Origin of the sequence: Oceanobacter mangrovi, from assembly GCF_019740315.1 — a bacterium.
Taxonomy (GTDB): Bacteria; Pseudomonadota; Gammaproteobacteria; order Pseudomonadales; family Oceanobacteraceae; genus Oceanobacter; species Oceanobacter mangrovi.
In genome coordinates, this window is record NZ_JAHXZR010000007.1 from 211,114 (window position 1) to 237,941 (window position 26,828).

25 protein-coding genes are annotated in these 26,828 nt (G+C 53.8%); 15 read left to right on the plus strand and 10 right to left on the minus strand.

The annotated features are described in order from the left end of the window. The first annotated feature begins 52 nt into the window (after positions 1–52). Positions 53–1,063, plus strand: a complete 1,011-nt coding sequence (locus tag K6123_RS15550) for a tRNA dihydrouridine synthase (protein ID WP_221799337.1) — start codon at positions 53–55, stop codon at positions 1,061–1,063. Positions 1,064–1,084: 21 nt separating this feature from the next. Here the strand turns inward: K6123_RS15550 and K6123_RS15555 are convergent, their stop codons facing one another. Continuing rightward, the gene (locus tag K6123_RS15555; protein ID WP_221799339.1) at positions 1,085–2,983 is read right to left on the minus strand and encodes a putative bifunctional diguanylate cyclase/phosphodiesterase; all 1,899 of its coding nucleotides are present in this window, start codon (positions 2,981–2,983) and stop codon (positions 1,085–1,087) included. A gap of 390 nt (positions 2,984–3,373) precedes the next feature. Here K6123_RS15555 and K6123_RS15560 point away from each other — a divergent pair, with 390 nt between their 5' ends. The 5 genes from K6123_RS15560 (at position 3,374) to K6123_RS15580 (ending at position 7,263) form a co-directional block, all read left to right on the plus strand. Beyond that, positions 3,374–4,618, plus strand: coding sequence for a hypothetical protein (locus K6123_RS15560; protein ID WP_221799342.1), 1,245 nt, complete (start codon positions 3,374–3,376; stop codon positions 4,616–4,618). Next, positions 4,618–5,043 carry a hypothetical protein gene (locus tag K6123_RS15565; protein WP_221799343.1) on the plus strand — a complete coding sequence of 142 codons (426 nt, stop codon included), beginning with the start codon at positions 4,618–4,620 and terminating at the stop codon, positions 5,041–5,043. The genes K6123_RS15560 and K6123_RS15565 overlap by 1 nt, the downstream gene beginning before the upstream one ends. A gap of 379 nt (positions 5,044–5,422) precedes the next feature. Beyond that, entirely contained in the window at positions 5,423–5,896 is a 474-nt protein-coding gene (locus K6123_RS15570; protein ID WP_221799346.1) for a Dps family protein, read from the plus strand. A gap of 509 nt (positions 5,897–6,405) precedes the next feature. Continuing rightward, positions 6,406–6,801 carry a globin gene (locus K6123_RS15575; RefSeq protein WP_221799348.1) on the plus strand — a complete coding sequence of 132 codons (396 nt, stop codon included), beginning with the start codon at positions 6,406–6,408 and terminating at the stop codon, positions 6,799–6,801. A 120-nt stretch (positions 6,802–6,921) separates the two neighbouring features. Next, positions 6,922–7,263, plus strand: coding sequence for a PilZ domain-containing protein (locus K6123_RS15580; RefSeq protein WP_221799350.1), 342 nt, complete (start codon positions 6,922–6,924; stop codon positions 7,261–7,263). A gap of 85 nt (positions 7,264–7,348) precedes the next feature. On the opposite strand, the gene ampE is transcribed toward K6123_RS15580, so the two are convergent. Both ampE and ampD read right to left on the minus strand, forming a co-directional pair. Continuing rightward, entirely contained in the window at positions 7,349–8,323 is a 975-nt protein-coding gene (ampE, locus tag K6123_RS15585; protein WP_221799352.1) for a regulatory signaling modulator protein AmpE, read from the minus strand. After that, positions 8,320–8,874, minus strand: coding sequence for a 1,6-anhydro-N-acetylmuramyl-L-alanine amidase AmpD (ampD, locus tag K6123_RS15590; RefSeq protein ID WP_221799354.1), 555 nt, complete (start codon positions 8,872–8,874; stop codon positions 8,320–8,322). The genes ampE and ampD overlap by 4 nt, the downstream gene beginning before the upstream one ends. A gap of 242 nt (positions 8,875–9,116) precedes the next feature. On the opposite strand from ampD, the gene nadC reads away from it, so the two are divergent. After that, positions 9,117–9,980 carry a carboxylating nicotinate-nucleotide diphosphorylase gene (gene nadC / locus K6123_RS15595; RefSeq protein WP_221799356.1) on the plus strand — a complete coding sequence of 288 codons (864 nt, stop codon included), beginning with the start codon at positions 9,117–9,119 and terminating at the stop codon, positions 9,978–9,980. Between the two features lie 55 nt (positions 9,981–10,035). Next, entirely contained in the window at positions 10,036–10,701 is a 666-nt protein-coding gene (locus K6123_RS15600; protein ID WP_221799358.1) for a hypothetical protein, read from the plus strand. A gap of 57 nt (positions 10,702–10,758) precedes the next feature. On the opposite strand, the gene cmoB is transcribed toward K6123_RS15600, so the two are convergent. The 3 genes from cmoB to K6123_RS15615 form a co-directional block, all read right to left on the minus strand. Beyond that, positions 10,759–11,805, minus strand: a complete 1,047-nt coding sequence (cmoB, locus tag K6123_RS15605) for a tRNA 5-methoxyuridine(34)/uridine 5-oxyacetic acid(34) synthase CmoB (protein WP_221799360.1) — start codon at positions 11,803–11,805, stop codon at positions 10,759–10,761. A gap of 35 nt (positions 11,806–11,840) precedes the next feature. After that, the gene (gene cmoA, locus K6123_RS15610; protein WP_221799362.1) at positions 11,841–12,581 is read right to left on the minus strand and encodes a carboxy-S-adenosyl-L-methionine synthase CmoA; all 741 of its coding nucleotides are present in this window, start codon (positions 12,579–12,581) and stop codon (positions 11,841–11,843) included. An 88-nt stretch (positions 12,582–12,669) separates the two neighbouring features. Further along, positions 12,670–13,092 (minus strand): GlcG/HbpS family heme-binding protein, encoded by a 423-nt coding sequence (locus tag K6123_RS15615; RefSeq protein ID WP_221799364.1) that lies wholly within the window; start codon positions 13,090–13,092, stop codon positions 12,670–12,672. Positions 13,093–13,574: 482 nt separating this feature from the next. Here K6123_RS15615 and K6123_RS15620 point away from each other — a divergent pair, with 482 nt between their 5' ends. Further along, on the plus strand, positions 13,575–14,513 hold the full coding sequence (locus tag K6123_RS15620; protein ID WP_221799366.1) for a DUF808 domain-containing protein: 939 nt from the start codon (positions 13,575–13,577) through the stop codon (positions 14,511–14,513). An 89-nt stretch (positions 14,514–14,602) separates the two neighbouring features. Here K6123_RS15620 and K6123_RS15625 read toward each other — a convergent pair whose 3' ends face one another. The 4 genes from K6123_RS15625 to K6123_RS15640 form a co-directional block, all read right to left on the minus strand. Next, positions 14,603–15,829, minus strand: a complete 1,227-nt coding sequence (locus tag K6123_RS15625; RefSeq protein ID WP_221799368.1) for an RDD family protein — start codon at positions 15,827–15,829, stop codon at positions 14,603–14,605. Between the two features lie 8 nt (positions 15,830–15,837). After that, positions 15,838–17,538, minus strand: a complete 1,701-nt coding sequence (locus tag K6123_RS15630; RefSeq protein ID WP_221799370.1) for an Hsp70 family protein — start codon at positions 17,536–17,538, stop codon at positions 15,838–15,840. Positions 17,539–17,673: 135 nt separating this feature from the next. Further along, positions 17,674–18,075 (minus strand): acyl-CoA thioesterase, encoded by a 402-nt coding sequence (locus K6123_RS15635; protein WP_221799372.1) that lies wholly within the window; start codon positions 18,073–18,075, stop codon positions 17,674–17,676. A 100-nt stretch (positions 18,076–18,175) separates the two neighbouring features. Continuing rightward, positions 18,176–19,060 carry a LysR family transcriptional regulator gene (locus tag K6123_RS15640; protein WP_221799375.1) on the minus strand — a complete coding sequence of 295 codons (885 nt, stop codon included), beginning with the start codon at positions 19,058–19,060 and terminating at the stop codon, positions 18,176–18,178. 165 nt (positions 19,061–19,225) lie between these two features. Between K6123_RS15640 and K6123_RS15645 the strand changes: the two genes are divergently transcribed. The 6 genes from K6123_RS15645 (at position 19,226) to K6123_RS15670 (ending at position 26,812) form a co-directional block, all read left to right on the plus strand. Further along, the gene (locus K6123_RS15645) at positions 19,226–20,662 is read left to right on the plus strand and encodes a coniferyl aldehyde dehydrogenase (protein WP_221799377.1); all 1,437 of its coding nucleotides are present in this window, start codon (positions 19,226–19,228) and stop codon (positions 20,660–20,662) included. 38 nt (positions 20,663–20,700) lie between these two features. Next, entirely contained in the window at positions 20,701–21,606 is a 906-nt protein-coding gene (locus K6123_RS15650; RefSeq protein WP_221799379.1) for an HlyD family secretion protein, read from the plus strand. Next, the gene (locus K6123_RS15655) at positions 21,606–22,604 is read left to right on the plus strand and encodes a DUF2955 domain-containing protein (protein ID WP_221799381.1); all 999 of its coding nucleotides are present in this window, start codon (positions 21,606–21,608) and stop codon (positions 22,602–22,604) included. Before K6123_RS15650 ends, K6123_RS15655 begins: the two co-directional genes overlap by 1 nt. 174 nt (positions 22,605–22,778) lie before the next feature. Next, positions 22,779–23,261, plus strand: a complete 483-nt coding sequence (locus K6123_RS15660; protein ID WP_221799383.1) for a hypothetical protein — start codon at positions 22,779–22,781, stop codon at positions 23,259–23,261. Then, entirely contained in the window at positions 23,245–24,459 is a 1,215-nt protein-coding gene (locus K6123_RS15665; protein ID WP_246624830.1) for a leucine-rich repeat-containing protein kinase family protein, read from the plus strand. The genes K6123_RS15660 and K6123_RS15665 overlap by 17 nt, the downstream gene beginning before the upstream one ends. A 139-nt stretch (positions 24,460–24,598) precedes the next feature. After that, on the plus strand, positions 24,599–26,812 hold the full coding sequence (locus tag K6123_RS15670; protein ID WP_221799385.1) for an OsmC domain/YcaO domain-containing protein: 2,214 nt from the start codon (positions 24,599–24,601) through the stop codon (positions 26,810–26,812). Positions 26,813–26,828: the final 16 nt, after the last annotated feature.

Consider the following 26,828-nt stretch of genomic DNA (forward strand, 5'->3'; position numbering starts at 1 on the left):
AGTGGTGAATTTCCGCGCTTCTATTATTCCCTCCGAGAGACCCTGAAAATCCATGAATTCCCCTGTTCTGCCATTTGATCCGGCCAGTGATCTGTATATCGCCCTGGCCCCCATGGAAGGATTAATGGATCACCATTTTCGGGAATTATTAACCGCCGTCGGTGGAATTGATCACTGCGTTACCGAATTTATCCGGGTCAGTCAGAACGTATATCCGGATCGGGTGTTTTATAAATACTGTCCAGAATTAAAAAATAGTGGCAAGACACTTGCCGGTACCCCGGTGCACGTTCAACTGCTCGGAAGTGACCCGGATTTGATGGCTGCCAACGCCGCCAGAGCAGCAAAACTGGGGGCTCCAGCCATTGATCTGAACTTTGGCTGCCCCGCCAAGACGGTCAATCGCAGTCAGGGCGGCGCCGTCCTGCTGCAATACACTGACCGCTTGCATGATATTGCCAGCGCGGTTCGCAGGGCGGTGCCATCGCACATTCCGGTGAGCGCCAAAATGCGCCTGGGTTACCTCGACAAGGAACTGGCTCTTGACAACGCAGCAGCCTTGGCAAGCGCTGGCATTCAATGGCTGACCGTACATGCACGCACCAAAACCGAAGGTTACAAGCCACCGGCCTGGTGGGAATGGATTGGTAAAATTACGGAAATTATCAACATCCCGGTGCTCGCCAATGGTGAGATCTGGACGCCTGAACATGCTTTTCAGTGTCAGCAACAGAGCCGGACGCCGCTGTTGATGATTGGCCGCGGTCTGGTTTCAACACCGGACCTGGGTCTGCAGATTCGCGCCCGTAAAAACGGCACGCTCTATCAGCCGATGAGTTGGCAGGACAATGTTGCCCTTGTGCAGAAACTGGCAGGCCAATTGACCTGGCTGGACGATAAACAGATCACTGATCGGATGAAGCAGTGGCTGCACTATTTTTCAATCCGTTCCGCAGAAATGAAGACCCTGTTCACGCTGGCCAAACCCCACCGAAGCCGTGAGGAATTTTTCGGCGTACTGGAACAGGCGGTGTTGCATGGTCTTCCTGCAACCCAACAGTAAGTTCTGCAAACCAGCCTGTTGTCAGGCTGGCTTCTGACCGTCTGCCCCCAGTACAACCCGGAAATCAGCCAGCGTCATTGGCTTGTGGAACAGGTAACCCTGAAAAGTCTCACAGCCGTGCCGGTGCAGGAACTGGCACTGCTCTGCGGTTTCGACCCCTTCCGCACACAGATCCATGCCCAGCCGTCGGGCCATATCAATAATGGTGACAACCAGCGCATCGTCGCGCGGACTCAGGCCAATGTTGTCGACAAACTGCTTGTCGATCTTGATCACATCAATGGGAATCTTGGTCAGGTAGCTGAGTGATGAATAACCGGTGCCGAAATCATCCAGCGATACCTTGCAGCCCATGGCGGTAATTTCACGGAAAAAACGGTTGGCGACATCAAGGTTGTCGAGATAGGAATACTCGGTAACCTCAAACTCTACCAGCCCCCTGGGCAGCCCATATTTGATAAAGGCCCCCTTGATAAAACCAATCATGTGGAATTTTTTGAGGTCATTGGCCGACAGGTTGATCGACACCCGAAACGGCCCCGGCACATACTGGAACACGTCGCGGCAATCGGCACAAACCCGCTCCACTACCCATTGGGTGATTTCTGAAATTTTACCGGACTGCTCGGCAATCGGAATAAATTCGGCCGGAGAGACAAAGCCCAGCTGCTTGCTGTTCCAGCGCACCAGCGCCTCGGCCCCTACCCGGCTGCCATCAGCACGATTTTTTTGCTGGTAAAAAACGGTGAACTCGCCGTCCTTCAAACCCGCTTCAATAAAGTTGGCAATGTCCAGCCGCCGTTGATGGCGAATCATCATTTCGCTACTGAAGAAACAATAACGACTCTTACCCAGGCTTTTGGCATTGAACATGGCGACGTCGGCATTACGAATCAGGTTACGACCATCAGCACCGGAGTCGAAGGTGGTAGCAATGCCAATACTGGCGGACACCCGCACTTCCCAGGTGGAAATCAGGTATTTTTGCATCAAGCCCATCACCATCATGTCGGCCAGCGACTCCAGCTTGCTGCGATCCGGACAGTTTTCGATCATCACCAGGAACTCGTCACCGCCGTGACGCGAAATGGTCGAGTCTTCCGGCACAATCGCCTGCAGACGCTGGGCGACAAGCTCCAGCAAGCGGTCACCGACTTCATGGCCAAGCGCATCATTCACCACCTTGAAGCCATCCAGATCCACATACATGATAGCGACATGGCGGTGATGCTCATCCAGCCGGGCCATGGCGGCATCTACCAGCTTGCGAAAACGGCTGCGGTTGGCCAGTCCGGTAAGAACATCATAGTTGGCCATGTACTCCATTTCTGCCCGACGCTCTTCCAGCAAGGTCACGTATTCGGCGTTAACTTCGGACTCTTCGCGGATCACCCGCATCATGGCATTGATGTTGTCTGTCAGGGCCGCAACTTCAAACTGACCGGCTTCCGGCAACTCGAGTGAATAGTCCTTGGTTTTCTCTACTTGCTGGGCAAACAGCGACAAGCGGGTCAAGGGCGACAGCCACCAGTTACCAATAAAATAATAAGCCAGTGCCACCAGCAGCAGTAAAACCAGCGCCGCTGGCAGCACATGCAAAAACAGATTATGGGTGCTGTCAGTCAAGGGCCCCTGCAGATCATTGACGATGACCAGATAACCGTTGAGGTAGCCGGGATCACCAATCAGCTGAATGCTGATCAGGTCATCACCCTGCTTGTGAATGCCTTCGCCGAGACTGGCAACCGCGCTCATGTCTGGCTGATGCACCCGCTTGTCTGCATCAATACTGGCCTGACCAAGATACAGCTCCTGCTGACGCCAGTTGGCGTCATAAATAGCCGCCGCCCTCACATGGGGGTATGGGTCCAGGCTCAGCAACAGTTTTTTGATATCAAAGGCATGATCCGGCTTATTCACTAACGGGACCAGGTCATTCGCCATATTTTCAGATAAGGCAGTTAAGTCACTTTGTACATATCGGGAGTATAACGATTCGTGTTCTCTCAATGACAGATAGAACACCGCAATCGCAACGATCAGGATAAACAACAGGCTTAATAATATAACAGCCGTACGAATACTTTTTACGAGCATGAATCTCCTCATGTCGCTCTGGGTGAGGCTTTGTCAAGCTACTAGTCTAGCTCGCTTTCTACCGAAGTGGCGGGCTTGTTTGATTCATTTGTTACTTTCTGTGTCGCATCCCGATATACAAATCAACACCATAACCCGCCTGCCCGGCAAATATCAGAATCACATCTATAATCCAGCTATCTGCTTTTATCAGTTATATCAATATCGGAGTTTATGCAGGTGCGAATATATTCCGGCATGGCGCTGACAAGTGCTGCAATGCTGACGGGGTTGAATATGATAGCGGCCGACGTCTGCGCCAATACTTCGGACAGATTTGAGCTGTCCGGCTTTGCCCGCCTCGTCGGTGGCTATCTCGACAGTCATCAGCAAACGGTGGAAGGCTATGAAAACAGCTTTGCGCTGGATCAGCAGTCATTGCTGGCGCTGCAACCGACCTGGCATCTCTCCGACCAGCTGGCGTTAACGGCACAATTGCTGGCTCACAGCAGCGACAGCCGTCGTTCCGGTGTCGAATGGCTGTACCTGTCATGGCAACCGGAACCAGCCTGGCAATTCAGGGCTGGCAAACTGCGCACGCCCTTCTTCAGCTTCAGTGACAGCCTTGATGTTGGCTACAGTTACCCCTGGATCACGCCACCTGTACAGCTTTACAACTCACTGCTGTTCCCTACCTTCAAAGGTGCCAATGCCAGCTACACCTGGTCTGGCCCCGATCTGGCCGTACAACTTGAAGGCTTGTATGGCTATTACAAGGGCGATGTCGTGATGGCTGGCTCGCGTATCGATGCACAGACCGAAGTTTCCAACATGACCGGTTTCAATCTGAACCTGTCGCGCAATAACCTGCGCCTGCGCCTGTCCTGGAATAGCGGCGATAACCACACAGAAATTGCCAGACTGCAGCCTTTGCAGGATGCACTACAACAAACCGGAATGGACGACAGTTACAACAGTCTGCAAGCCGATGGCAAAATCCAGGTGTATGGCGCTGGTTTGAGCTATGAAGACGTGAGCAGCTTCTATCGGGCAGAATGGGTTAAAATAGATACCGAAATGGATCTGGCTCCCCAGCTTACCAGCTGGTACGCCTCTGCCGGACAGCTGTTCGGCCGTTGGAGCGGCCATCTGACCTTTGCCCGCAGCAGTTACAGTAGCGCTACACCAGCCGATGAACTGGCGGCTTTTCGCGACGACCCTGCTTCACCACTTTACCCTCTCGCCGCAGGCTATTACCAGGCTTATGCCAATATTCCCCGTGGAGGGCTAGACAGCTACACACTGGGGCTACGCTGGGATTTCCGTCTTAATATGGCCCTCAAGGCCGAGCTGACCGAGTTGCGAGAACACAACCCTCATAGTGGATTTTTTAGTCCCGCTGTAGCGATGGATGACAGCAGCAGCAATGTCAAACAGCGCGCCACCCTCTACCAGATTGGCTGGGAGTGGGTATTCTGATGAAAAAATCATGGCACCTCACAGCTCTGGTCTTACTGACTCTGGCCAGCGGCCTCAGTCGGGCCGAACCCGCTTTACTGGTGATTGGCCACCCGCTGGATCAAAAACCGCTACAGCTCAATCAGGAGCAAATCCGTAACCTGTTTATGGGCATTCCTGTTGCTCGCGGCCTCAAGCCAGCCGGACTCACAGCCGATAATGAACTGCATTTTCTGTTCAACAACGAAGTGATCGGACTGGCCGAAGCCCGAATCCAGTCCTATTGGGCGCAAATGAAATTCACCGGCCGTAAATCGCCACCGGCCGAATTTTCCAGTGAACAACAATTACTGGACTACATCCGCCAGACGCCGGGGGCAATAGGCTATGTCTCAGCCGACATTCCGCTGCCTCAGCCTGTGCAGATATTGCTGAAAATTGATTAACCCGCAGCATTGGCGGGCTCCTTGGTGATTGCTCAGATTGCTGTCTGGGCAATCACCATGCCGAACCAGCGGACTATCCTCTGACGATAGTCTTTAGCCATAAAACCCATAAATCCAATCAAATTCTAAAAATAAATAGCTAGCGGCTATTATGATTCATCAAGCAAACAAACCTGAGTAACTGCCGACAAAGAAGACTGTTTCTCATTCACAACCAATCCTTTGATGCAGAACAAGCGGATTGCAACCTCTACATGCAAGGATCATCGAGCAAAGGTAGAAGTCCGGCATTGGCAGACCACAGGTACTGCCACCTTAAATAACAGTCAGGCTGTCAACCACGGCCAGACACAGACATTCGCAACACAGGGAGATCATCATGAGCATTAATATCGGTATCAGCGACAGCCATCGTGAACAAATTGCGACCGGCCTTGGACGCCTGCTGGCAGACAGCTACACACTGTACCTGACCACCCATAACTTCCACTGGAACGTGACCGGCCCAATGTTCAACAGCCTGCACACCATGTTTATGGACCAGTACACCGAACTGTGGAACTCACTCGACACGATCGCCGAACGCATTCGTTCTCTGGGCCACTACGCACCAGGCTCCTACAGCCAGTTCGCCGAACTGACCTCGCTGCCGGATGTGCCTGTGGTACCGCCCAAAGCGATGGAAATGGTAGCCACCCTGGCGCGCGGCCATGAAACCGCAGCCCGCACTGCCCGTGAACTGTTTGATCTGGTTGGTGAAGCCAACGATGAAGCGACCGCAGATCTGCTGACCCAGCGTCTGGCTGTGCATGAGCAAACCGCCTGGATGCTGCGCGCCTTGCTGGAAGAATAAATTTCCACGAATAGCAAGGAGGACAGCAAGCCAACGGCTTGTTGTCCACTCCTCACTTTCTACTACCCTCTTTCTATCTATTCAGCAGCGTCCGGTTTGTTCAAAATCAAGCTACCTTGCCTACCTTACCAAGCAGCAATCAGCTGTCCCAAATGCTTTGCCCGGGTCTGCAAATGCATTGATCAAGTATTCAAAATCAATATACCCAGTGTTAAAACACTCAATTGCAATCTGCAAAAATTGCCAAAATGTAATACTTTTTTGCTGCAAATTTGAACTGAATACTTAATACGTTATGGCAATATTCTGGTAACATTGCGCGCCTTCTGGCCCTGCCCTCCCTCCAATGCAAATATTTCCGCTACGGCATTCAATGGTGCTGATACGAGTTGCTAATTGGTCGGACCAAAAGCCAAAATACACCTGGCCATTTTAGCCAGGGAGAGCTTCCGCGAGAGAGGCTTGATGGATGAGACCATCCTACTCAGCGCAAATATCAGGAGTGACTAATGAGCAATGATGCCGACATGGTGTTCCAGAGCTACGGCCGTAGCTGTAACAACATTGTCTTTTTTGAAGATTTCTACAACATCTTCATGACCAAATCGAAAGACGTTCGAGATATGTTCAAAGACACCAACATGGAAGCCCAACGCGCCCTACTGCGCAGCGGTATCCTGTGGCTGGTGATGCACGCCCGTGGTATGCCAGACACCAAGATCCGTGCTCTGGGCGAGAGCCACAGCCGTGGCCGGATGAATATCAACCCGACTTATTACAACCTCTGGCTCGACGCCCTGATGGAAACCCTGGCACGTCACGACCCCAAGTTCAGCAAGGAACTGGAGCAAACCTGGCGCCGGACACTGGGTCCTAGCATAGATCTGATCAAAAGCATGTATTGATCAATTTGTAGTCTGAAATGCAAAAATAATCTAATCAAGGCTTAACTTGAGGATTGACCTCCGGGTACAGATGCAAGCAGTCTGGAGCTAATGCTCTATCACCCAGTGAAGGAGGTCTTTATGACCGTCATGCAGGAATTGCGCGAAGCGCCCCGTACCGAAGTTCTGACCAATGTCAGCGTCTTCAAACGAGACGACTTGTCCTATTTGGGACTGCTGCTTAATTGCTCTGACAACGGCCTGATGATTTCAACCTACGAAGCCATCCAACCTGGCACTCGTCTACAGCTGGAACTGGTCGATGTCAGACCTGAGACAGAGCTGCACAGAACCGGGTTCTGCGACATTGAAGTTGTCTGGAGTCGTCCACTGACACCCAGCCTGTTCAGCGCTGGCTGTCGTCTGGAAGCTCCATGTCCGACCCTCCACAACATGCTGCGAGGCTACCAGCAGGCTTCCTGATCATTGCATTTTCCACAAGACTACAAACAACAACGGGCCTGACGGCCCGTTGTTGTATTTACTCGTTACGTATCCTGCATTTCGCTTACAGCAGCCAGCCGCCAATAGTTGCGACCGCAATCACCACCAGCCACACAGAACCGCTGCGAATATGTAACTGGTGCCACTCTTCCAGCTCCTGTGCTGCGGCGCTGGCATCCGTAGCAGCGCTGTGCCAATGGCGGCCTTCATACCCAACCGACAGCGCAGCAGACGCAATCCGGTCAAGCACTTGCTGGCTATGAATAGCGGATTTCCACAGCAAACTTTTCCAGACCGGCAACGCCAATGTCATATTGCCAGCCAGACAATAGGTCAGACCAAGCAAACGGGCTGGCGCCCACTCCAGCCAGTGCAAGCAATTAACCGCAATACAAGACAGCGGCTGCACCACGGGTTTACTGGCGGGCTCGATTTCGCTCTCCGATACGACTTCTTCAGCATCCGTTTTGCCAATATCGTCAGCTACAGCCCCCTGCCGCTGCTGACGACGCACATAATTGAGTGTCAACCAGGCCAGAATCACCCCGGCAACATCTGCCACCACATACCAGAACACGATCAGGAAAAAATACTCAAACCAGCGATACATCACCGCCTGCAGCACTTGGCGATTCATTGACTCCGCTTCATCCGACAAGGCAGATTCCGGCAGCGCGATGGCTTGTTCGGCACAAAACCAGGCTCCCTGCACATCGCCAGTACCAAGGCAGTCACGATACTGGCGCAGACTGCGACCAACATTGGCTTGCGATAACAATGCCAGCAGCAACAGAATTTCCCCGGCAAAGGCCGGCAGCCCCCAGGCAACCGAACCCAGCAGCCAGAAGCCAACGCTGACCAGTACCGCCGGGATGATCACAGCGACCAGAAAACGCCAGCCATCCGCCCAGCGATTGACCGCCAGCGTCGCCTCCAGCATCGTCATCCAGCGTTCAAAAAAACGTCGACCGCCCCAGCTACGCTTACGCGGAATTTGTTGCTGTAGCAAAATCGCCAGAAACAGAACCAGAAACTTCATTGTGAAAGCTCTCCCCCGACAGCCGCCAGATAGGACGGCCAGTCAAAAAATGGACCTGGATCGGTCTTGCGTCCCGGTGCAATGTGTTGGTGCCCGGTGATATTGTTTTTAATTAGCGGGAAACCCTGCTGCAAACAGCGGGTTACCTCAATCAGCCGTTGGTATTGCTGGCTGGTAAAAGGAGAATAATCATCACCTTCCAGCTCAATACCAATCGAAAAATCATTGCAGTTGTCACGCCCCTGAAAACTCGATACACCAGCGTGCCAGGCACGCTCCAGCAGGTTAACGAACTGGGTCAGCTTGCCATCCCGTTCGATCAGTAGATGACTCGACACCTGTAACGAGTGGATCTCGGCAAAATACGGATGCAGACTGGCATCGAGGCGGTTCTGGAAAAACGGCTGCACATACCCACCGCCAAACTGCCCCGGTGGCAAGCTGATGTTGTGGATCACCAGCAAGGAAATATCTGCCTGCTCAGGCCGCGGACCAAAGTTAGGCGATGGTACCCATTCAGCGACATCAATTCGCCCATCCCGCAGTTTCATCAACAACCCCGTTTACCACACCTAACTGCAGTATCGCGTCAGAAACAGCCCTTTGCAAAGTTGCCCATACATGAGCCTGCCAGTCTGGCCGGAAAATCTGCGCCAGAGCAGCCACTGACGTCACAAGCTGGCCAACCGGTTTCTCTGACTATCCCGAACTGTAGTACCATGCCGACCTTGAAATTGACCAGCCTGCTACCATTTCGCAGCTGTACCTTTATTCCGGATCGTACGAGCCAGCCATGAATCTGACAGAACACCAACAGGACATTACCACTTCCGTTTCCCTCGCCCTGGCAGAGGACGTCGGCAGCGGTGATATCACGGCCCAGCTGATCCCGGCTGAACGCCAGTCCCAGGCACGTATCATCAGCCGTGAGCGTGCCATCATTGCTGGCAAGGCGTGGGTTGATGAAGTGTTCCGCCAACTCGATCCTGAGGTTGTGGTGAGCTGGAAAGTCAACGAAGGCGACTGGGTTGAAGCCGATCAGGTGCTGTTTGAATTACAAGGTTCTGCCCGCAGCCTGCTGACCGGTGAACGTTGTGCGCTGAACTTCCTGCAGACCCTGTCTGGCACTGCGACCCGTTGTCGCCATTATGCCGACAAGGTTACCGATACCAGCGTACGTCTGCTGGACACCCGTAAGACCATTCCCGGCCTGCGCATTGCCCAGAAATACGCCGTCAGCGTCGGTGGCTGTTTTAACCATCGTATCGGCTTGTTCGACGCCTTTCTGATCAAGGAAAACCACATCATGGCCTGTGGTGGCATTGCCGCAGCCATTGCAGCAGCTCACCAGATTGCCCCCGGCAAGCCGGTCGAAGTGGAAGTTGAAACCATGCAACAGCTGGACGAAGCCATTGCTGCCGATGCCGACATCATCATGCTCGACAACTTCAGCCCGGAACAAATGACCATTGCTGTTGCCCATACCCGCGCAGCGACTTCAGAACGAACCAAAGGCCCGATCAAGCTGGAAGCCTCTGGCAACATCACAGATGCCACCTTGCTGCCTTATGCCCAGACCGGCGTGGATTACATTTCCATCGGCGCGCTGACCAAGGACTGCAAGGCCATCGACCTGTCCATGCGGGTAACGCTGTAACTCACAACCATCAGATGCGACCAGCCAATACAGGCTGATACAAGGGAGAAACGCGATGCATCTAGCTTCATTTAATCGTTATCAGGCATTTGGTATTCACTTCGGACTCAGCCTGCTGATATTTCTGGGGCTGGTCGCATTGGTATTTACCGTCTGGTATCCCGGCGTGTTGTTTGATGCCGACAATGGCTGGCAACAAGCTCTGCTTATGATCGCCGGTGTCGATCTGGTACTCGGTCCACTGCTGACCTTACTGGTCTACAACCCGGCCAAAAAAAGCCTGAAGATGGACCTGTCAATCATTGCCGCCTTTCAGTTCTGTGCACTGGTAGGGGGGATCTACACAGTCAACAGCGCCCGCCCGGTCGGCTTGTACGTCGCATTTCCACCAGCCGGTTATGAAATTCTCTATGCTCGCTCACTGGCGCCAGAAACGCTGGCGGCAGTCGAAAAATCGGATCAGCGAGTGTTTTATTACCAACCTGGTGCAGGCGGTTCACCGTTCGGCCCTGAACGGCAGCAGGATTTGAAACCGGCAGAGCTCAAGCCTGTTGATGACGGTGGTTACGGTGATTTTATCAATCGTTTGACGAACGACCCTATCTTCAAAAAAGACAACACATTACGAGTGCCGGTAGGTCCTCATAAATGGGTGGTGACCGATGATCAGGGCAAACAGATTCAGGTGCTGCCAGAAAGCGCGATAAAGTCGGCTTCCTGAATTTCAGAAATCCCGGCACAGCAATCGCTCAGCTGCGCCGGGCAATGCGAGGCCTGATCAGGCCTCGGCAATAATCACCGCCCGCAGCGGCGCCGGATAACCTTCGGCAGTTTTTGTAACGTCGGCAGGATCCAGAAAATCCTGTAGCGAGTTATAACGCATCCAGTCCGTCGCCCGTTGTTCTTGCAGCGAAGTCTGGTTCAGATCCACCAGCCGGGCATTTTTGAAGCCGGTACGACGGCACCATAACAGCAGGGTTTCCACCGTCGGAATAAACCAGACGTTACGCATCATGGCGTAGCGGTCTTCCGGCATCAGTACCTCACCGAGTGGCCCCTCAATCACTAGGGTTTCCAGCACCAGTTCCCCACCCGGCTTGAGTACGCCTCGCAGTTCTTCCAGATGCTCAATGGGCGACTTGCGGTGATACAGCACCCCCATAGAGAACGCCGTATCAAAGGCTTTCAGATTGGCGGGCACGTCTTCCATCTTGAACGGCAACAAATCGGCCATAGGCATCTTGCCCTGAGCCGCGGCAACGTAACGCTTGATGGCGTTGAACTGCATCAGAAACAGTCGTGACGGATCAACACCAACGACCCTGTGCGCACCATCGCCCAACATGCGCCACATGTGATAACCGGAACCACAACCGACATCCAGCACAGTGCGCCCTGTCATATCACTCAGGTGCGGCGCAACCCGATCCCATTTCCAGTCACTGCGCCATTCGGTATCAATAAAGCTATCGAACACCTGAAACGGCCCTTTGCGCCACGGCATCAGGCCGCGCAAACCGGCTTCAACGTCGGCTTGCTGTTCAGCACTCAAGGCAGCAGCACCAATTCCGAGGTCATATGCATCGAGGTCACAATGAACATCCGCGACCTGAGGCAGCTGACACAAGGCTTCGACCCAGCGCTGCTGATCACCATGCTCAGCAGTCACCAGCAGATCCTGCAGCTGGCCGGGCAACACCTCCGCCCAACGCTGCATACGGCTGCCATCTGCAGCCATCATCGCCAGCAGCTCGTCGAACAGCGGCAACAGGGTCGAAGCGTTGGCCGGATCCAGATCCGGAAACAGGCGGGAGTCAGCAGACATGCAACAATCTCGAACGGCTAAGGAAGAACAAGCGGTTATTTAACCGCCAGGAAAGAAGCGAAGTTAAAGCACTGGTGCCAACGAATGACCTTGCTGAAACCGGCGTCCAGCAAGCGTTGCTTGTGGGAGGCTTCGGTCTCCGGCACCAGATAATCTTCGATTGCGGTACGCTTGCGGGCGATTTCCATTTCGGAATAACCGTTGGCGCGTTTGAAATCCAGATGCAGCTCATTTTGCAGTTGCTGCTCGGTTGCATCAAAGATAATTTTTTCCGACAGCACCAATGCCCCGCCGGGTAACATGCCCTTGCAGATATGACTCAGCAAGGCCAGCCGATCAGGCACCGGAATAAACTGCAACACATAGTTAAGCGCCACCACTGAGGCCTTTTCCAGCTCCAGCTCGGTAATGTCATCACACCAGAGTTCGACAGCAACCGGATTACCCGCCATCGACTGGTCATCAATGGCGATGTAGTGATTGGCGCGCTCCAGCATCGACTCGGAATTATCCACCCCGATCACCTTGCAGCCAGCGGCCTTGACGCCGTGACGCATCGCCAGTGTTACCGCACCCAGCGAACAGCCCAGATCATAGAGGTTGGAATTGGCCGTCGCATAACGTCCAGCAATCACCCCACACATGGCAACGGTTTCGGCATAACCCGGTACTGAACGCTTGATCATATCCGGGAAGACTCGCGCCACCGCATCGTCAAAACGGAAGCTGGCTACTTCAGTCGGCTGGTTCTGGAAAATATCGTCGCGGTCGGTCATGGGCGTGATCTGGCTGGTATAAAACGGGAGCGGAGTTTACCACAAAGACGGAAAACTCCGTCACCGCCAAGCGGAGTATCGGCGCAACTCAAAGGCTGGCGTAAAAGCGCTCCAGCGCATATTCGGCTATTTCAAGATCCTGCACCGCCGTGCCACCGGCAACCCCCAGACCACCCACCACCTGATCGTCGATTACAATCGGCACACCACCTTTAAACAGCGCCAGGCCACCGTTGAAGTTCTCAATGCCAGTCAATGGACGTGCCCGTACAACATCGCCAAAAGCACCACTTTCCGCACGGAACAAGGCGGCAGTAACGGCCTTGCGCTGACACACTTCAATGGAGCCCAGCGTTGCGCCATCCATGCGGGAAAATCCCAGTAAATGACCGCCACCATCAACCACGGCCAGGTTGAAATTCACTCCCATGTCAGCAGCACGCGCTTCACACAAAGACAGAATCTGTTTGGTATCCGCGTTCGACAGAACAGCAACGTAGGAACGGGCCATCGGTATTCTCCTGGAAAATCGGCAAAAGTCGCAGTGTGCCAAGCATTGCCCGACAGGCATAATCAAAAATCCGCAACGCTGAATTCGTTTCCAAGCCAGATTCAGAAAATACAGCACAAGAGAAGCAATACAGCGGGAATTTCACAGCATCTAACGGGTCTGCCCTGTAGGGGACATCTGTTTAATCCTGCACGGCTCTGCGCGAGTGTTGCCAGTGTTCAGAGCAAGGCGGCGAATGCAGCGAAATGCCAGACCTGTCCGGCCGAGTCTTTTCAAATTCGCCAACACAGCTCTGGGCGGTGGCAACTCGCGCCCTGCGGGGGCTGCCGGATGATTCCGACTCGGTGTCGCCGGTTTTTGACTTGACCCGTCAGGCCTGCAAACCGGCTTCGTGATTCGAAACCATCCGGAAGCCCAGAGCGGGTACCGGATTAAATAAATGCCCCCTATACTTGCCGACTTCACCTGACAGGAGTTCAACCGTGGCCGGAGCCAGCCTGCTTACCCTTATCGACGACATCGCCACCCTGCTGGATGACGTCGCCACCATGACCAAGGTTGCCGCCCAGAAAACCGCTGGGGTACTTGGTGACGATCTGGCCCTTAATGCCCAGCAAGTCGCAGGCGTGCGTGCCGAACGCGAATTGCCGGTCGTCTGGGCCGTGGCGCTCGGTTCGATCCGCAACAAGGCGATTCTGGTGCCCGCGGCGTTGTTGATCAGTGCCTTTATTCCCTGGCTGATTACACCAATGCTGATGCTCGGCGGTGCCTTTCTGTGTTTCGAAGGGGCTGAAAAACTGCTCCACGCCATCCTCCATCGTGGCCAGAAAAACACCGATCACAGTCAGATTCAGGCGCTCGCCAACGACGAAATCGATCTGCTGGAATACGAGAAAAACAAGATCAAGGGCGCGATTCGCACCGACTTTATCCTGTCTGCCGAAATCATTGTGATCACGCTGGGGACGGTCTCAGACGCCACTTTCTGGGAACAACTGGTGGTTCTGAGTGGTATTGCCGTACTGATGACCGCCTTTGTCTATGGTCTGGTCGGCGGTATCGTCAAGCTCGACGACGTCGGCCTGTACCTGAGCCGCAAGTCATCAGCCCTGCTGAAGTCCATTGGTAATGTCTTGGTCGCGGCTGCGCCCTGGCTGATGAAGGTGTTGTCTGTTTTGGGGACCGCCGCCATGTTTATGGTCGGCGGCGGTATTCTGGTGCATGGACTGCCGTGGATTCATCACCTGGTCCAGCACTCAGCGGAAACGGCCGAACAGGTGTCTCATCTGCCAGCAATCAGCAGCATTCTTGGCGGCCTGGTGAATGTGTTACTCAATGCAGTGACTGGCATTATCGCTGGCGGCCTGCTGGCCTCAATCGCGCTGGGCGTTGCCAAACTGCGTGGCAAGCCTGCTCATTGACCCCCTCCCCCTATTCAAGCAACCGGAGCCGTTGATGTTTTACTCAACGGCTACCTTTCGACTGCAGGCCCAATTCTGCTGGCGGTTTTTCAGCTGCGCTCCACCACACTACTGCCACTGAAACGGTCATGCAGATAACGCCCATCCCGGATAAACAGATTCACAAAGATCAGCACCTTGATCGCCACCAGACTCAGTAAAAACATCAACTGTCGCCAGAAAGCCTGCAATGGATTCATTCGTTTGCCTGATTTCGAAACCACTTTCAACCCCAGCAGGACCTGACCCGGACTACCCTGCATGGGTGACGCCTCCAACAAGGTTTTCAGAACCGGAAAGAGCCCAACCATAATCAGAATATTGATCAACACGTCTAGAGACGGTAACCACAGCGACATCAAAACCCCGTAGCCAATCAGATCCAGCGCTGTTGCCGCTACGCGGGTAAAATAATTACCAATCACCAATGGGCCCCGATGTTCTTTCTCAACCCGCCATCTCACTTTCTTTTGGGATCTGGCGGACATATCCCAGGAGGCAGAAGCCAGCACCACATTGATCACCGGCGCCAGATAATCATAGTCCCAACGCTCTTCCAGCATCGGCAGCTGGCCCTGCCAATCGAACAGCTGGTCGAGATATTTCAGCGTCAGGCTGCGCTGTTCCAGCAACCGGCCATTGAGTTTATGCAGCCCCAGTAACTCTTCCAGCACATAAAGACCAAACCCCATTTTGTAATCCAGGTCATACAGGGCTTCCGAAGTTTCGAGAAAGCGCCAGTTTTCTGGTTGATCCTGCATCAAGGTTTTTTCCAAGGCTTCCTGCGTAGCAGCAAGCAACGTCAGTCGTGCTGCTCGGGAATCATCCTGGTGCTCTGGCACATAACGCTCTGATTCTGGTGTTTCCTCCCACTGCCAACCCATCTCCAGTGCTGGTACCGGGGCTGGCGAAGCATCAGGCTCCGTTGATAATGGCTGATCTATGTATTCCACAGACAAAGGCTCTGCCTGACGTTCGACATGCGTCTCAAGACCAGGAGCGCCGTCGTTACTGGCATCTTCCGTAACATCAGGCTCAGCCGATGGCATTTCAGCAGAGCTCTCTAACAAGGCTTCTGAGGGCGGGATTGCTGGCGGCTGCAAACCCGAACGCTGCTGTTTAGCCTCCGCCTGACAGGCTTTATAGGCCTTGTGCAAGCGTGCAAAACCTTGCGGGTCTTCATCCGGCTTGTGAGATTTCAATAAACGGGCGTAAGCCTGTTTGACTGCTTTTAAATCACTGCCGGGCGCTAACTCCAGTACTTGCCAATGATTCATTGCCGACCTCAGAAATATCGACCAGATTCGTACATATCGAGACGCTCAGACAACTGCTCCCGCAACTTGCGAATGTCGTTTAATTGCTGCCGCTCCAGCACAGCCTCAAACTGCGAAATCATTCGGCTGATGTACTCCCGTTCATCATCAAGAAGACTTTCATAAAGTCGTTCCGCACGCGCAATCAGTAGCCGATTCTCTTCGCTATCGCGGGGATGAAACTTGAGTTCCGACAGGCGCGCACGCGCCCTGGCAATCTCCTCTTCAGACAGCTGCCCCGGTGCATTAACAATCGCCTTACTGACTTTCTGGCCCGTAGAGGTAATCGTGACGTCGACTTCCAGCAAACCATTCATGTCATAGCTGAAACGAATCGTCGCACTTTCCTTGCCACGCGGTCCTCGTGGTACCGGCGCTTCCAATTCGCCCAGATAAACGTTGTTTTTTACCAGACGCGACTCACCCTGATAAACACCAATCAAAATACGGGTCTGGTTATCTGCGGCAGTCCAAACCATTTTTTCAATACTGGTAGGAACGGTTGAATTACGCTCGATGATTGGCATAAACAGCTGCCCCTGCTTGCCATCATGATCATGCTCATTGATGACGTCGGTTCCGAGGGAATAAGGGCACACGTCGGTCAGCACCACGTCATCCAGATCCGAGTTCTTTTCCTTCAGCCCAGCCTGAATCGCAGTTCCCATGGCGACAACCAGGTCTGGATCGACGTTCGCGGCAGGCAGTCGTCCGAACATACGACTAACGAGCGATCGAATCGGCAGCATACGGGTCGAGCCGCCGACCAGTACCACTTCATCAATGTCATTCGGCTTCATTTCGCTATCACGCAGTGTTTTTTCCACCGGGTAGCGAATCCGTTGTAGCAAGGGAGCTATCAACTCTTCAAAACGGTCACGGGATAACAGCCAGTCCTGTTGCTGCTGGGGAAGACAGGGTTTAACCGCCACGGTCTGGTTACTGGCTAACGCATGTTTGGCGTCGTTGAGAATGCTGTAAAGATGTTGCTGCTGGCGGCTATCGAGATCAAACAACGTCAGGCCATTATCACGTAAATAATGTTCGACCAACGCTTTGGTAAAATCTTCACCGCCCAGAAAGTTGTCCCCCGACGAAGCATGCACCTCCAACACGCCGGCAAAATATTCCACCAGCGTGACGTCGAAAGTGCCGCCACCGAGATCCAGAATCAGAAAAGAGGTTGAATCATCAGCTTCATGCAATCCGTAAACCATGGCAGCTGCCGTCGGTTCATTAATCAGCCGTTCGACTTCCAGACCGGCAAGCTGGGCAGCCTGGCGGGTCGCCTTGCGTTGCAGGTCGTTGAAATAGGCAGGAACACTGATGACGGCCTGCTGCACAGGTTCATTCAGAAAGGCTTCCGCATCTTCCTTGAGGCTTTGCAGCACCAGCGAAGAGAGCTCGATGGGCGAAATTGATTTTTTACCAAGTCTGAATGTTTGCTGGCTTCCCATCGCCCGCTTGAACACGGCTACAGTCATGGCAGGGTGGCTGATCAAACGTTCGCGGGCGGTTTCACCAACCAGAATGTTACCGCCCTCATCAATCCCGACTACCGATGGCGTGAGGAATTTCCCCAGCCGATTGGGAACCATCACAGCCTGCCCCTGCTGCCATACCGCACATGCGCTGTTCGTAGTCCCCAGATCAATCCCTATGATTGCCATTGCGTCATCCCTGCCGAAGTCGAAAGCCGGATTATGGCTAACTCAATCAAGCAGCAGAACAACTGCCGAACAGCGACTCCCAAAATTGAGAACTGCTACAAACAAGCACAAATTGAATGTAAGGATTGGTTTGTATTACTCGCCAGCCAGCCGCAGATGTTGCTCCAGTTCCGAGCGAATCTCCGCTGGTACCGGCATCGATGATTTGCTGTTGTGGTCATAATGAATCATGACCGCCTTGCCTCGTGCAGCCAACTCACCGTCTTGCCAGGCTTCGTGACCAATGGTCATTGAGCTGTTGCCCAGTTTGAGCACAAAGGTGCGAATTTCCACCGGTTTGCCGTAAAACAGCTCACCAACATAATCAACTTCGATACGGGCAATAATCAGCGGCCAGTTGTTGGGGTCCAGCTCGGGGGCAAACAGTTTAAAGATGGGGGTTCTGCCGGTTTCAAACCAGACTGGTAACACTGTGTTGTTGACGTGCCCCAGGGCATCGGTTTCAGAAAAACGCGGCTGACAAATTTCTGTCCACATAAATGACTTCCTTAAGACTTACTTATAGTTATAAGGGGTCATACTAACAGCAGTAGCAAAGAATTCAGTCGGGCCGTTAGTGAAAAACGGCGCAATTTCATTAACCGGCACAGGAACGTAATAACGTCTGCCGGGCATGAGCGACCCGCAGCTGCCGCAAGGCGGAGTGCATCCAGACCAGATAATAAGTGAGTTCATGCGTGCCCACCGGCGACGGAATTTCCGCCAGCTCACCACGGGCAATCTGCTGTTTGCAGAGAAACTCCGGCATAACCGTCCAGCCAAACCCGGCTATCAACAAGCGGGTATGCGCTCGTAGCTCCCGGCTCACCATCGCCGGTACCAGATCTTTTGCGGCAATATGATTTTTCACCAGCCAGGGCTCAATCAAGGCCAGATCCAGGTTGTAGGCCAGCACCGGCTCAGCCGTCAGCGCCGAGGCAAAATCCTGCGCCTGCATCAGCTTATCCACCAGCGCCGGAGCCGCCACCGGTAACAAGCGGGTGGTATAGATTTTTTCGCATTTGAGCCGTTCATCCAGCGTCGGCGAGGCTGAAATTCCCAGATCACAATGACCTTCCAACAGCATGCTGGTGATCATCTCGCCGTTGCCTGCGTGCATCCTCACCCGCATACCGGATTCCAGCAGGGGCAACAGCTTGTCGCTGAGAATCTCTGCCATAAAGTCCGCATGCCCAACAATTTGCAGCACCCCGGAAATATCAATCGAACGGGCTCGAGCGGCTGACAGTGCCGCCTCGGCAGCATCCAGCTTGTCGCCAATGTCCCGGGCCAGTTCATCTGCCGCCGCCGTCGGTTCAACGCCACTGGCGCTGCGCTCAAACAGCGGCCGACCAATCGTCACCTCCAGCGCCGCGATATGCTGTGACGCGGCAGGTTGGGTCAGATTCAGTGAGCGGGCAGCACGGCTGATCGAACGCTGGCGATACACCTCAATAAAGGTGCGCATGCGGGTTAATGACATGGAAAATCCTGTTGCTGTCGCTGGATCAGGCCAGGCCCATAAATTTATTTATAGCCAGACCAAAATAGCACTGTTACCAGTCCCGCCTCAATCATCCCTATCATCCGCTCAGTAACCAGGTTCGTGGCCACGACTTTTCCGAACTGTTTTTCACCGAGGCATTTTATGACTTCTGCTACCCTTTCAAACGCCAGCGCAACGGCAACCGAACTGCAACAGGTATTGCAGCGGATGAAAAAGCAGCATCTGCAAGCAGGCCCTGCCAGTGCCGCGCTGCGCAAGGACCGACTGGCACGCAGCATCAAGCTGATTCGCGACAACCACAAGCAGCTGACCGCCGCTATGAGCGCCGACTTCGGTCATCGCAGTGCCTTCCACTCTGGCGCTGCCGATCTGGCTGGCACCATCCGTTTGCTGCAATACGCCATCGACCATCTGGATGAATGGATGCAGGATGAGCACACCCCGGCACCGGCTGCGGGCATGGAAACCTATATTCGTTACCAGCCGCTCGGTGTTGTTGGCGTTATTAGCCCCTGGAACTTCCCGGTAAACCTGGCCTTTGGGCCTCTGGCCAACGTGTTTGCAGCCGGTAATACCGCCATGCTGAAACCCTCGGAATTAACCCCCAACACCTCTGAATTATTGGCCGAACTGATCGGTCGTTATTTTGATCCGGAAGAACTCAGCGTTGTGTTGGGGGATGCCGATATCGGCCAGTTGTTCAGTGCCCTGCCATTCGATCATCTGGTATTCACCGGCAGTACTGCTGTTGGCAAACACGTTATGAGGGCGGCCGCAACCAATCTGGTGCCAGTGACGCTGGAACTGGGTGGCAAGTCGCCGGTACTGGTGGCACAGGACGGCAACCTCGACAAAGCCGTTGAGCGCACGCTCACCATCAAGACCTTTAACGCAGGTCAGATCTGCATTGCCCCGGATTACGTGCTGCTGGACGAGTCCCAGACACAGGCCTTCACCACCAGGGCACAAGCCTTTATCCAGCGCACCATGCCGACGATTCAGGATAACCCGGACTACACCTCGATCATTAGCCCGCGCCATTACGAGCGGTTGATCAGCTTGCTGGAAGATGCCCGCACCAAAGGCGCTCACATCATTCCATTGGCACCGGACAATGAGCCCGCGTTTGATTCAACGACTCGCAAAATCGCGCCGCATCTGGTGATTGGCGTCAACGATGAGATGGCCATCATGCAGGAAGAAATCTTTGGCCCGCTGTTGCCGATCAAGACCTATCAACAGCAGGCTGACGCCATTGATTACATCAATGCCCACGACCGTCCGTTAGCGGCCTACTATTTCGGCGAATCTGCTGCTGGCCAGCAATATTTTGTTGATCACACCACTTCCGGTGCAGTCGTCATCAATGACCTGATGACCCATGTCAGCATCGATGAATTACCATTCGGCGGTGTTGGTCCATCCGGCATGGGCGCTTACCACGGCGTGCATGGTTTCCGCCGTTTCTCTCACGCAAAACCGGTGGTGAAACAGAGCGAACAGGCAGAATCCAACCTGCGCTTGCGGGCTCCGTATCAGGAAAAAGAAGCAGCACTGGCAGCGTTTTTTAACAGCTAACGCCAGATTTTTCCCAGGCTCCCAAGCAACGAGGCTTTATGAAACGAGATATTTACGCTTATCTAACGACTGCTATCTTGATAGCTGCCATCAGCTTCAGCCTGTTTCTGGTGATCAGTGATAACCGTATTCCGTTCACTACCCAGGCAACGGTAAAAACCAGTGCTATCGAAGTGATTACAGAAGTTCAGGGCTATGTCGAAGCTGTAATGGTAACCGAGGGCCAGCCAGTCGAGTCTGGCACCCCATTGCTGCAAGTTGACCGCAGCCTTTACCAGCTTGCGGTCGACAAGGCGGTCGCCAGTCGCAACCAGGCTGACAGCCAATTGCAGCAAAGCCAGCGTTATTTCAAACGGATGGAAGCCCTGCATCAGCGCGGCACCATCAGCAAGGAGCAGCTGGATGAAGCCGACAGTGCCCATCAAACGGCAGCGGCCCAGTTGCAACAGGCGCAAGCGGCTTTGAAACAGGCTGAACGGGATCTCAACAATACACTGGTAGTCGCCAAACACGCTGGCACTGTCACCAATCTGACTCTCAAGTCAGGCATGTACGTCACACCGGCATCCCCAGTCATCCACCTGATCGATAAAACCAGCAGCTGGATTGCCGCTGACTTTACCGAAAAGGGGCTGCCCGCGCTGACGCCCAACCGGGCGGTCAATATTGTCTACGACGCCGACCCTGCCCGCGTCCACCCCGGCCATATCGTTTCGGTGGATTCTGCCATTCTGTCAGGAATCACCAGCCCCGGCCAGCTGGCCAGTATCACAGATGAAACCCGTTGGATTCGTTCTCAGCAGAAAATCCGGGTACGAGTCGAACCCGACACTCCAGTCGAACACCTGATAGCTGGCGGCCGTGCCAGTGTAATGGTTCGGGACAGCTACCATATCTCGGACATCTGGATGACCATCCTCAGCTGGATGCGTGTGGTGTACTGATGTACGAACTGATTCGCAAGGCGCTGATCATTGTGCTGTGTTTGCTGCTCAGCAAACTGCTGCACCTGACCGTGTCGGTATTTTTGGTGCTGTTTGGCATCGTGCTGGCCAGCACCACTTTCTCGAAGCACTTGTCGGATTTGCTGGCGCGCTTGCTGCCCTCAGTGGTCGCCACTCTGGCCGCCTTGCTGGTAAACGAATTTTTCAGCAGCCACCCGTTTGTAATCTGGACCTGTGCCGTGGTCTATTTCGACCACGTCCGGCGCTACGCCACCAACAACCTCAAACTGCGTCAGGCGGTGCTGCCGCTGTTTCTGATTATCTTTGTCTGTACCTATCACAACAGCGAGCTGTACAAGGATGCCATCCCGTCGATGGTGTGGGATCTGGTGCTCAGCGCATTGCTTGCGGCACTGGTAGCGAGCGCTGTTAACCACCTGATGCCGATTAAGGTCGATGTTCCCAGGGCTACCGTGATAACAATTCCGGTAGCCGGTGCTGACCGCCTGAAACTGCTGTTGCTGGTTGGTGGCGGGCTGGCCTTTATCATGATCAATGAGGTCACCACCGCCGTGTTCTGTCTGGTGCCACTGATCACTTCGGCAATCCAACCGACCAACGCCCATATGAAAAACCACACCAAAGAGAAGATTCTGGCGCAAATCGGCGGCTGTAGCCTGGCCCTGTTGGCGTCGGCGATTTATTCCGGCACTGAAGTCAACGTCTTCACCTATACATTGGTGTCCTTCCTGCTGGTGTACCTGCTGCTGTACTGGGGCCACTATTCCGAACCCGGCGACCGCGCCATTCACGCCGACGCCCTGATGGGCTTCCTGATCCCCTACCAGCTGTACGTCGCCCATAACGGCAATGACTTTGGCTTTGTCTCCATCACCTTACGAGCGGTCGAGCTGGCTATTGCACTGATGATTATTTACGTCGCCGCCCACTGGCTGGATTTGCTGGAACAGCGGCGCGGCAAACCCAAACCCGCTTAATTGCAAACGAAAGAGATTGCATACAATGCTGTTATCAACGCAATCATCTATTGATTAATGCCCATCGAACGATGGCAATCAATCGATTACATTTCATTACTTGGGTACTATTCCTCCTGCCCGTTTCTCTAACATCTGACAGAAACTTACGGATTTAAAAAGGAATATTAAAGGATGAAACTGAACAGGATTCTCGCCGCCACAGCTCTGGCTGCAACTACTCTTTCCGCTCCAACCCATGCTGCAGGCGACAGCCGGATTGCCTTGAACGCAGGAATTTCAAACTTTACCGCCGGATTAGGACTGGGGATGGAAGTCCATCTAACGGACAAGTTCGCTCTCTCTGCCGGAGCTGGCACCCTGGGCAGTCTGGTTGTTGGATCACTTTATTATGTGAATGGCTATAACAGGGGTCTGTATCTGGGCGCCGGTTACGGTGTTGTCGAGAAGTCGGAAACCCGGGTCAATGACAACTGGGAAACACAGAAACTCAAGGGCGCTATTGGTGTAGTTGGCTACAAACTGACACTTGCCAACGATAACTACTGGCGATTTGGTGGTGGACTGGTCAAACGTCTGGACGATGACAAATATGATCCCGAAGACGATAAAAAGCTGCGGATGGCCATGGATATAACCTTTGGTCACCGCTTCTGATATGCACTCCCTTGCCCAACTTCGCAGCGGTCAGCTGGCCGATACCACTCGCCTGAAACTGTCGGAAAATCTCGATGAATTTCCGGCTGAAATCTATAGCTTGACCGATACCCTCGAAGTACTGGACCTGTCTGGCAATCGCCTCCGCGATTTGCCAGACGACCTGCATCGTTTCAGCAAACTCAAAATCCTGTTTGCCTCCGACAACCAGTTCGAGCATCTGCCAGAAGGCCTTGGTCGCTGTGTTTCATTGACCATGGTCGGCTTCAAGCACAACCGGATTCGCACGATTTCACCAACCTGCCTGCCACCCAATATTCGCTGGCTGATTCTGACCGACAACTGCATCGAACAACTGCCAGATAACTTCGGCGAACGGAGACAGCTGGAAAAACTCATGCTGGCCGGCAACCGCCTGACCGAACTGCCGCGCAGCATCAACCAACTCGACAAGCTGGGGCTGCTGCGAATCTCCGCCAACCAGCTACAGCAGTTTCCCGATCAGCTGTTAGATCTGCCAAAACTGGCCTGGCTGGCGTTTGCCGGTAATCCGTTCTGCCCTGCTCACGAAGCCCACAACGACATTATCACCATCAGCCATGAGCAACTGACGGTCGGCGAAGTACTGGGGCGCGGAGCCTCTGGTTTGATTTCCAAAGCCCATTGGTCTGCTGCGGCTGACACAGCTCCGGCAGGAACTGCGCAGGAATTCGCCATCAAGGTATTTCATGGCGGCATTACCAGCGATGGCTACCCGCAAGATGAACTGGACGCCTGCCTGTCAATCGCGCCGCACCCGAATCTGGTGACGGCACTGGCACAGGTACATAACCCCAACGGTCTGCTGATGAAACTGATCCCGGATGACTACCGCAATCTTGGCCAGCCGCCCAGCCTCGACAGCTGCACCCGCGACACCTTTAGCCTGCAGCAGTCTTGCAGCCGTGAATTGGCTGACGGCCTGATCCAGCAAATGACCAGCCTGGTCGAACATCTGGAAGCCGCCCGGCTCTGCCATGGCGACCTCTACGCCCATAACACATTGATTAACAACGACGGCCATCTGCTGTTTGGGGATTTTGGCGCCGCTTCGCGTTATCACAACCTGAACACGGAACAACAAGCCGGGATTCGCCGAATCGAACGACGGGCGTTGGAGTATTTTGTGGAAGACGTTGAGAGCTTGATCCGCAAGTAGGGTGTAATAGCCGAAGGCGTATTACACCGCAGTATGGTCTGTCTGGCATTGATCCCACCGCGACACCCCACCTTAAAATCTGGATAATGGCGGCCAGTTTTTACGTCCCAGTGTTTCACCTCTCAACCCGGTGCCTCTCATGCAAATCAAGGTCAACTTTCTCGATAACCTGCGGCTGGATGCCAAATTCGATGACTTCACGGTCATTGCCGACCAGCCGATCCGGTACAAGGGAGATGGCTCGGCACCGGGTCCGTTCGATTATTTTCTGGCATCGTCGGCCATGTGTGCGGCCTATTTTGCCAAGATGTACTGTCAGTCACGCGGCATTCCGACCGAAGACCTGCGGCTGGTGCAGAACAATATTGTTGACCCGGAAGACCGCTACAAGCAGACCTTCCGGATTCAGCTGGAGCTGCCGGAAGGCATTTCCGAAAAGGACCGGCTGGGCATTTTGCGTTCGATGGAACGTTGCACGGTTAAACGGGTGATCCAGAACGGGCTGGATTTTGATATTCAGGTGGTTAACGACCTGCAGGATTCAAACGCCCTGTTGGAAGGTTTTGATGACGTTTTTTCCGGAGAACGCGAAACCTTTATCGAAGGCAAGGACGTACCGCTGGAGCAGACCATCGCCAAAATGACTGGCCTGCTGGCTGATCTGGGTATGAAGATCGAGGTGGCGTCCTGGCGTAATATTGTGCCGAACGTTTGGTCACTGCATATTCGCGATGCCGATTCGCAGATGTGTTTTACCAACGGCAAGGGGGCCAGTAAGGAAAGCGCGCTGGCATCGGCGCTGGGTGAATTCCTTGAACGTCTGAACTGCAACTTCTTCTACAACGACCAGTTCTTTGGTGAAGAAATCGCTAACGCCGAGTTCGTCCATTACCCGAACGAACAGTGGTTCCAGCCGGGCCCGAACGACGAACTGCCAGAAGAGATTCTGGACGAGTACTGCCTCGATATTTACAACGCCGATGGCGAGCTGCAAGGCTCACACCTGTTCGATACCAACTCCGGTCGTACTGACCGCGGAATCGTATCACTGCCGTTTGTGCGCCAGTCCGACGGCGAAACCGTTTATTTTCCATCTAACCTGATCGAAAACCTGTTCCTCAGCAACGGCATGAGCGCTGGTAATACCCATGCCGAAGCCCAGGTTCAGTGTTTGTCAGAGATTTTCGAACGAGCAGTCAAACGCCAGATTCTGGAAGAAGAGCTGACCCTGCCGGATATGCCACAGGAGTATATCGACCGTTACCCGGGCATTGTTGCGGGCATCCAGGAACTGGAACAACAAGGCTTTCCGGTGCTGGTGAAAGATGCTTCTCTGGGCGGTATGTACCCGGTGATGTGTGTGACCCTGATGAACCCGCGCACCGGTGGTGTATTTGCATCTTTTGGAGCACATCCAAGCTTTGAAGTGGCACTCGAACGATCACTGACCGAACTGCTGCAAGGCCGCAGTTTTGAAGGCCTGAACGACCTGCCACAACCAACCTTCGACAGCATGGCGGTAACCGAGCCAAACAACTTTGTTGAACACTTCATCGACTCCACCGGGCTGGTGAGCTGGAAATTTTTCAGCGCCAAAGCCGATTTCGACTTTATTGACTGGGACTACTCTTCCGAGCTGGAAGACCGTAAAGCCAAATCTGCAGAAGAAGCCGAGACTCTGTTCGGCATTCTGGAAGAAATGGGGCTGGAAACCTACATGGCCGAGTACGAAGAACTCGGCGTACCGGCCTGCCGGATTCTGGTGCCAGGCTACTCCGAGATCTATCCGGTTGAAGACCTGATTTACGACAACACCAACAAGTCTCTGGCCTACCGCGAAGACATTCTTAACCTGCATCGTCTTAACGACAAACAGCTGACGGCGCTGGTCGAACGCCTGGAAGACAGCGATGAAGATGACTACACCAAGATCATCACCCTGATTGGCGTTGAATTTGACGATAATACGGTCTGGGGCCAGCTCACGATCCTTGAGCTGAAACTGCTGATCTATCTGGCGCTGGAACGTCAGCAAGACGCCAAGGAACTGCTGGAAATGTTCCTGCAATTCAATGACAACACCGTCGATCGTGGTCTGTTCTATCAGGCGTTGAATTGTGTGCTGGAAGTGGTGCTCGACGATGACCAGGATATCGCCGATTACCTGCCGAACTTCCGTCGCATGTTTGGTGACGAACGTATCAACGCAGCGGTTGGTTCAGTTACCGGCGCGATTCGTTTCCACGGTCTGGAGCCAACCGACATGCAGCTGCAAGGTCTCGACAAGCACCAGCGACTGATCAACAGCTACAAGAAACTGCACGCAGCACGGGCCAAAGCGGCGGGCTTGTAAAACCCATGACGTCCCC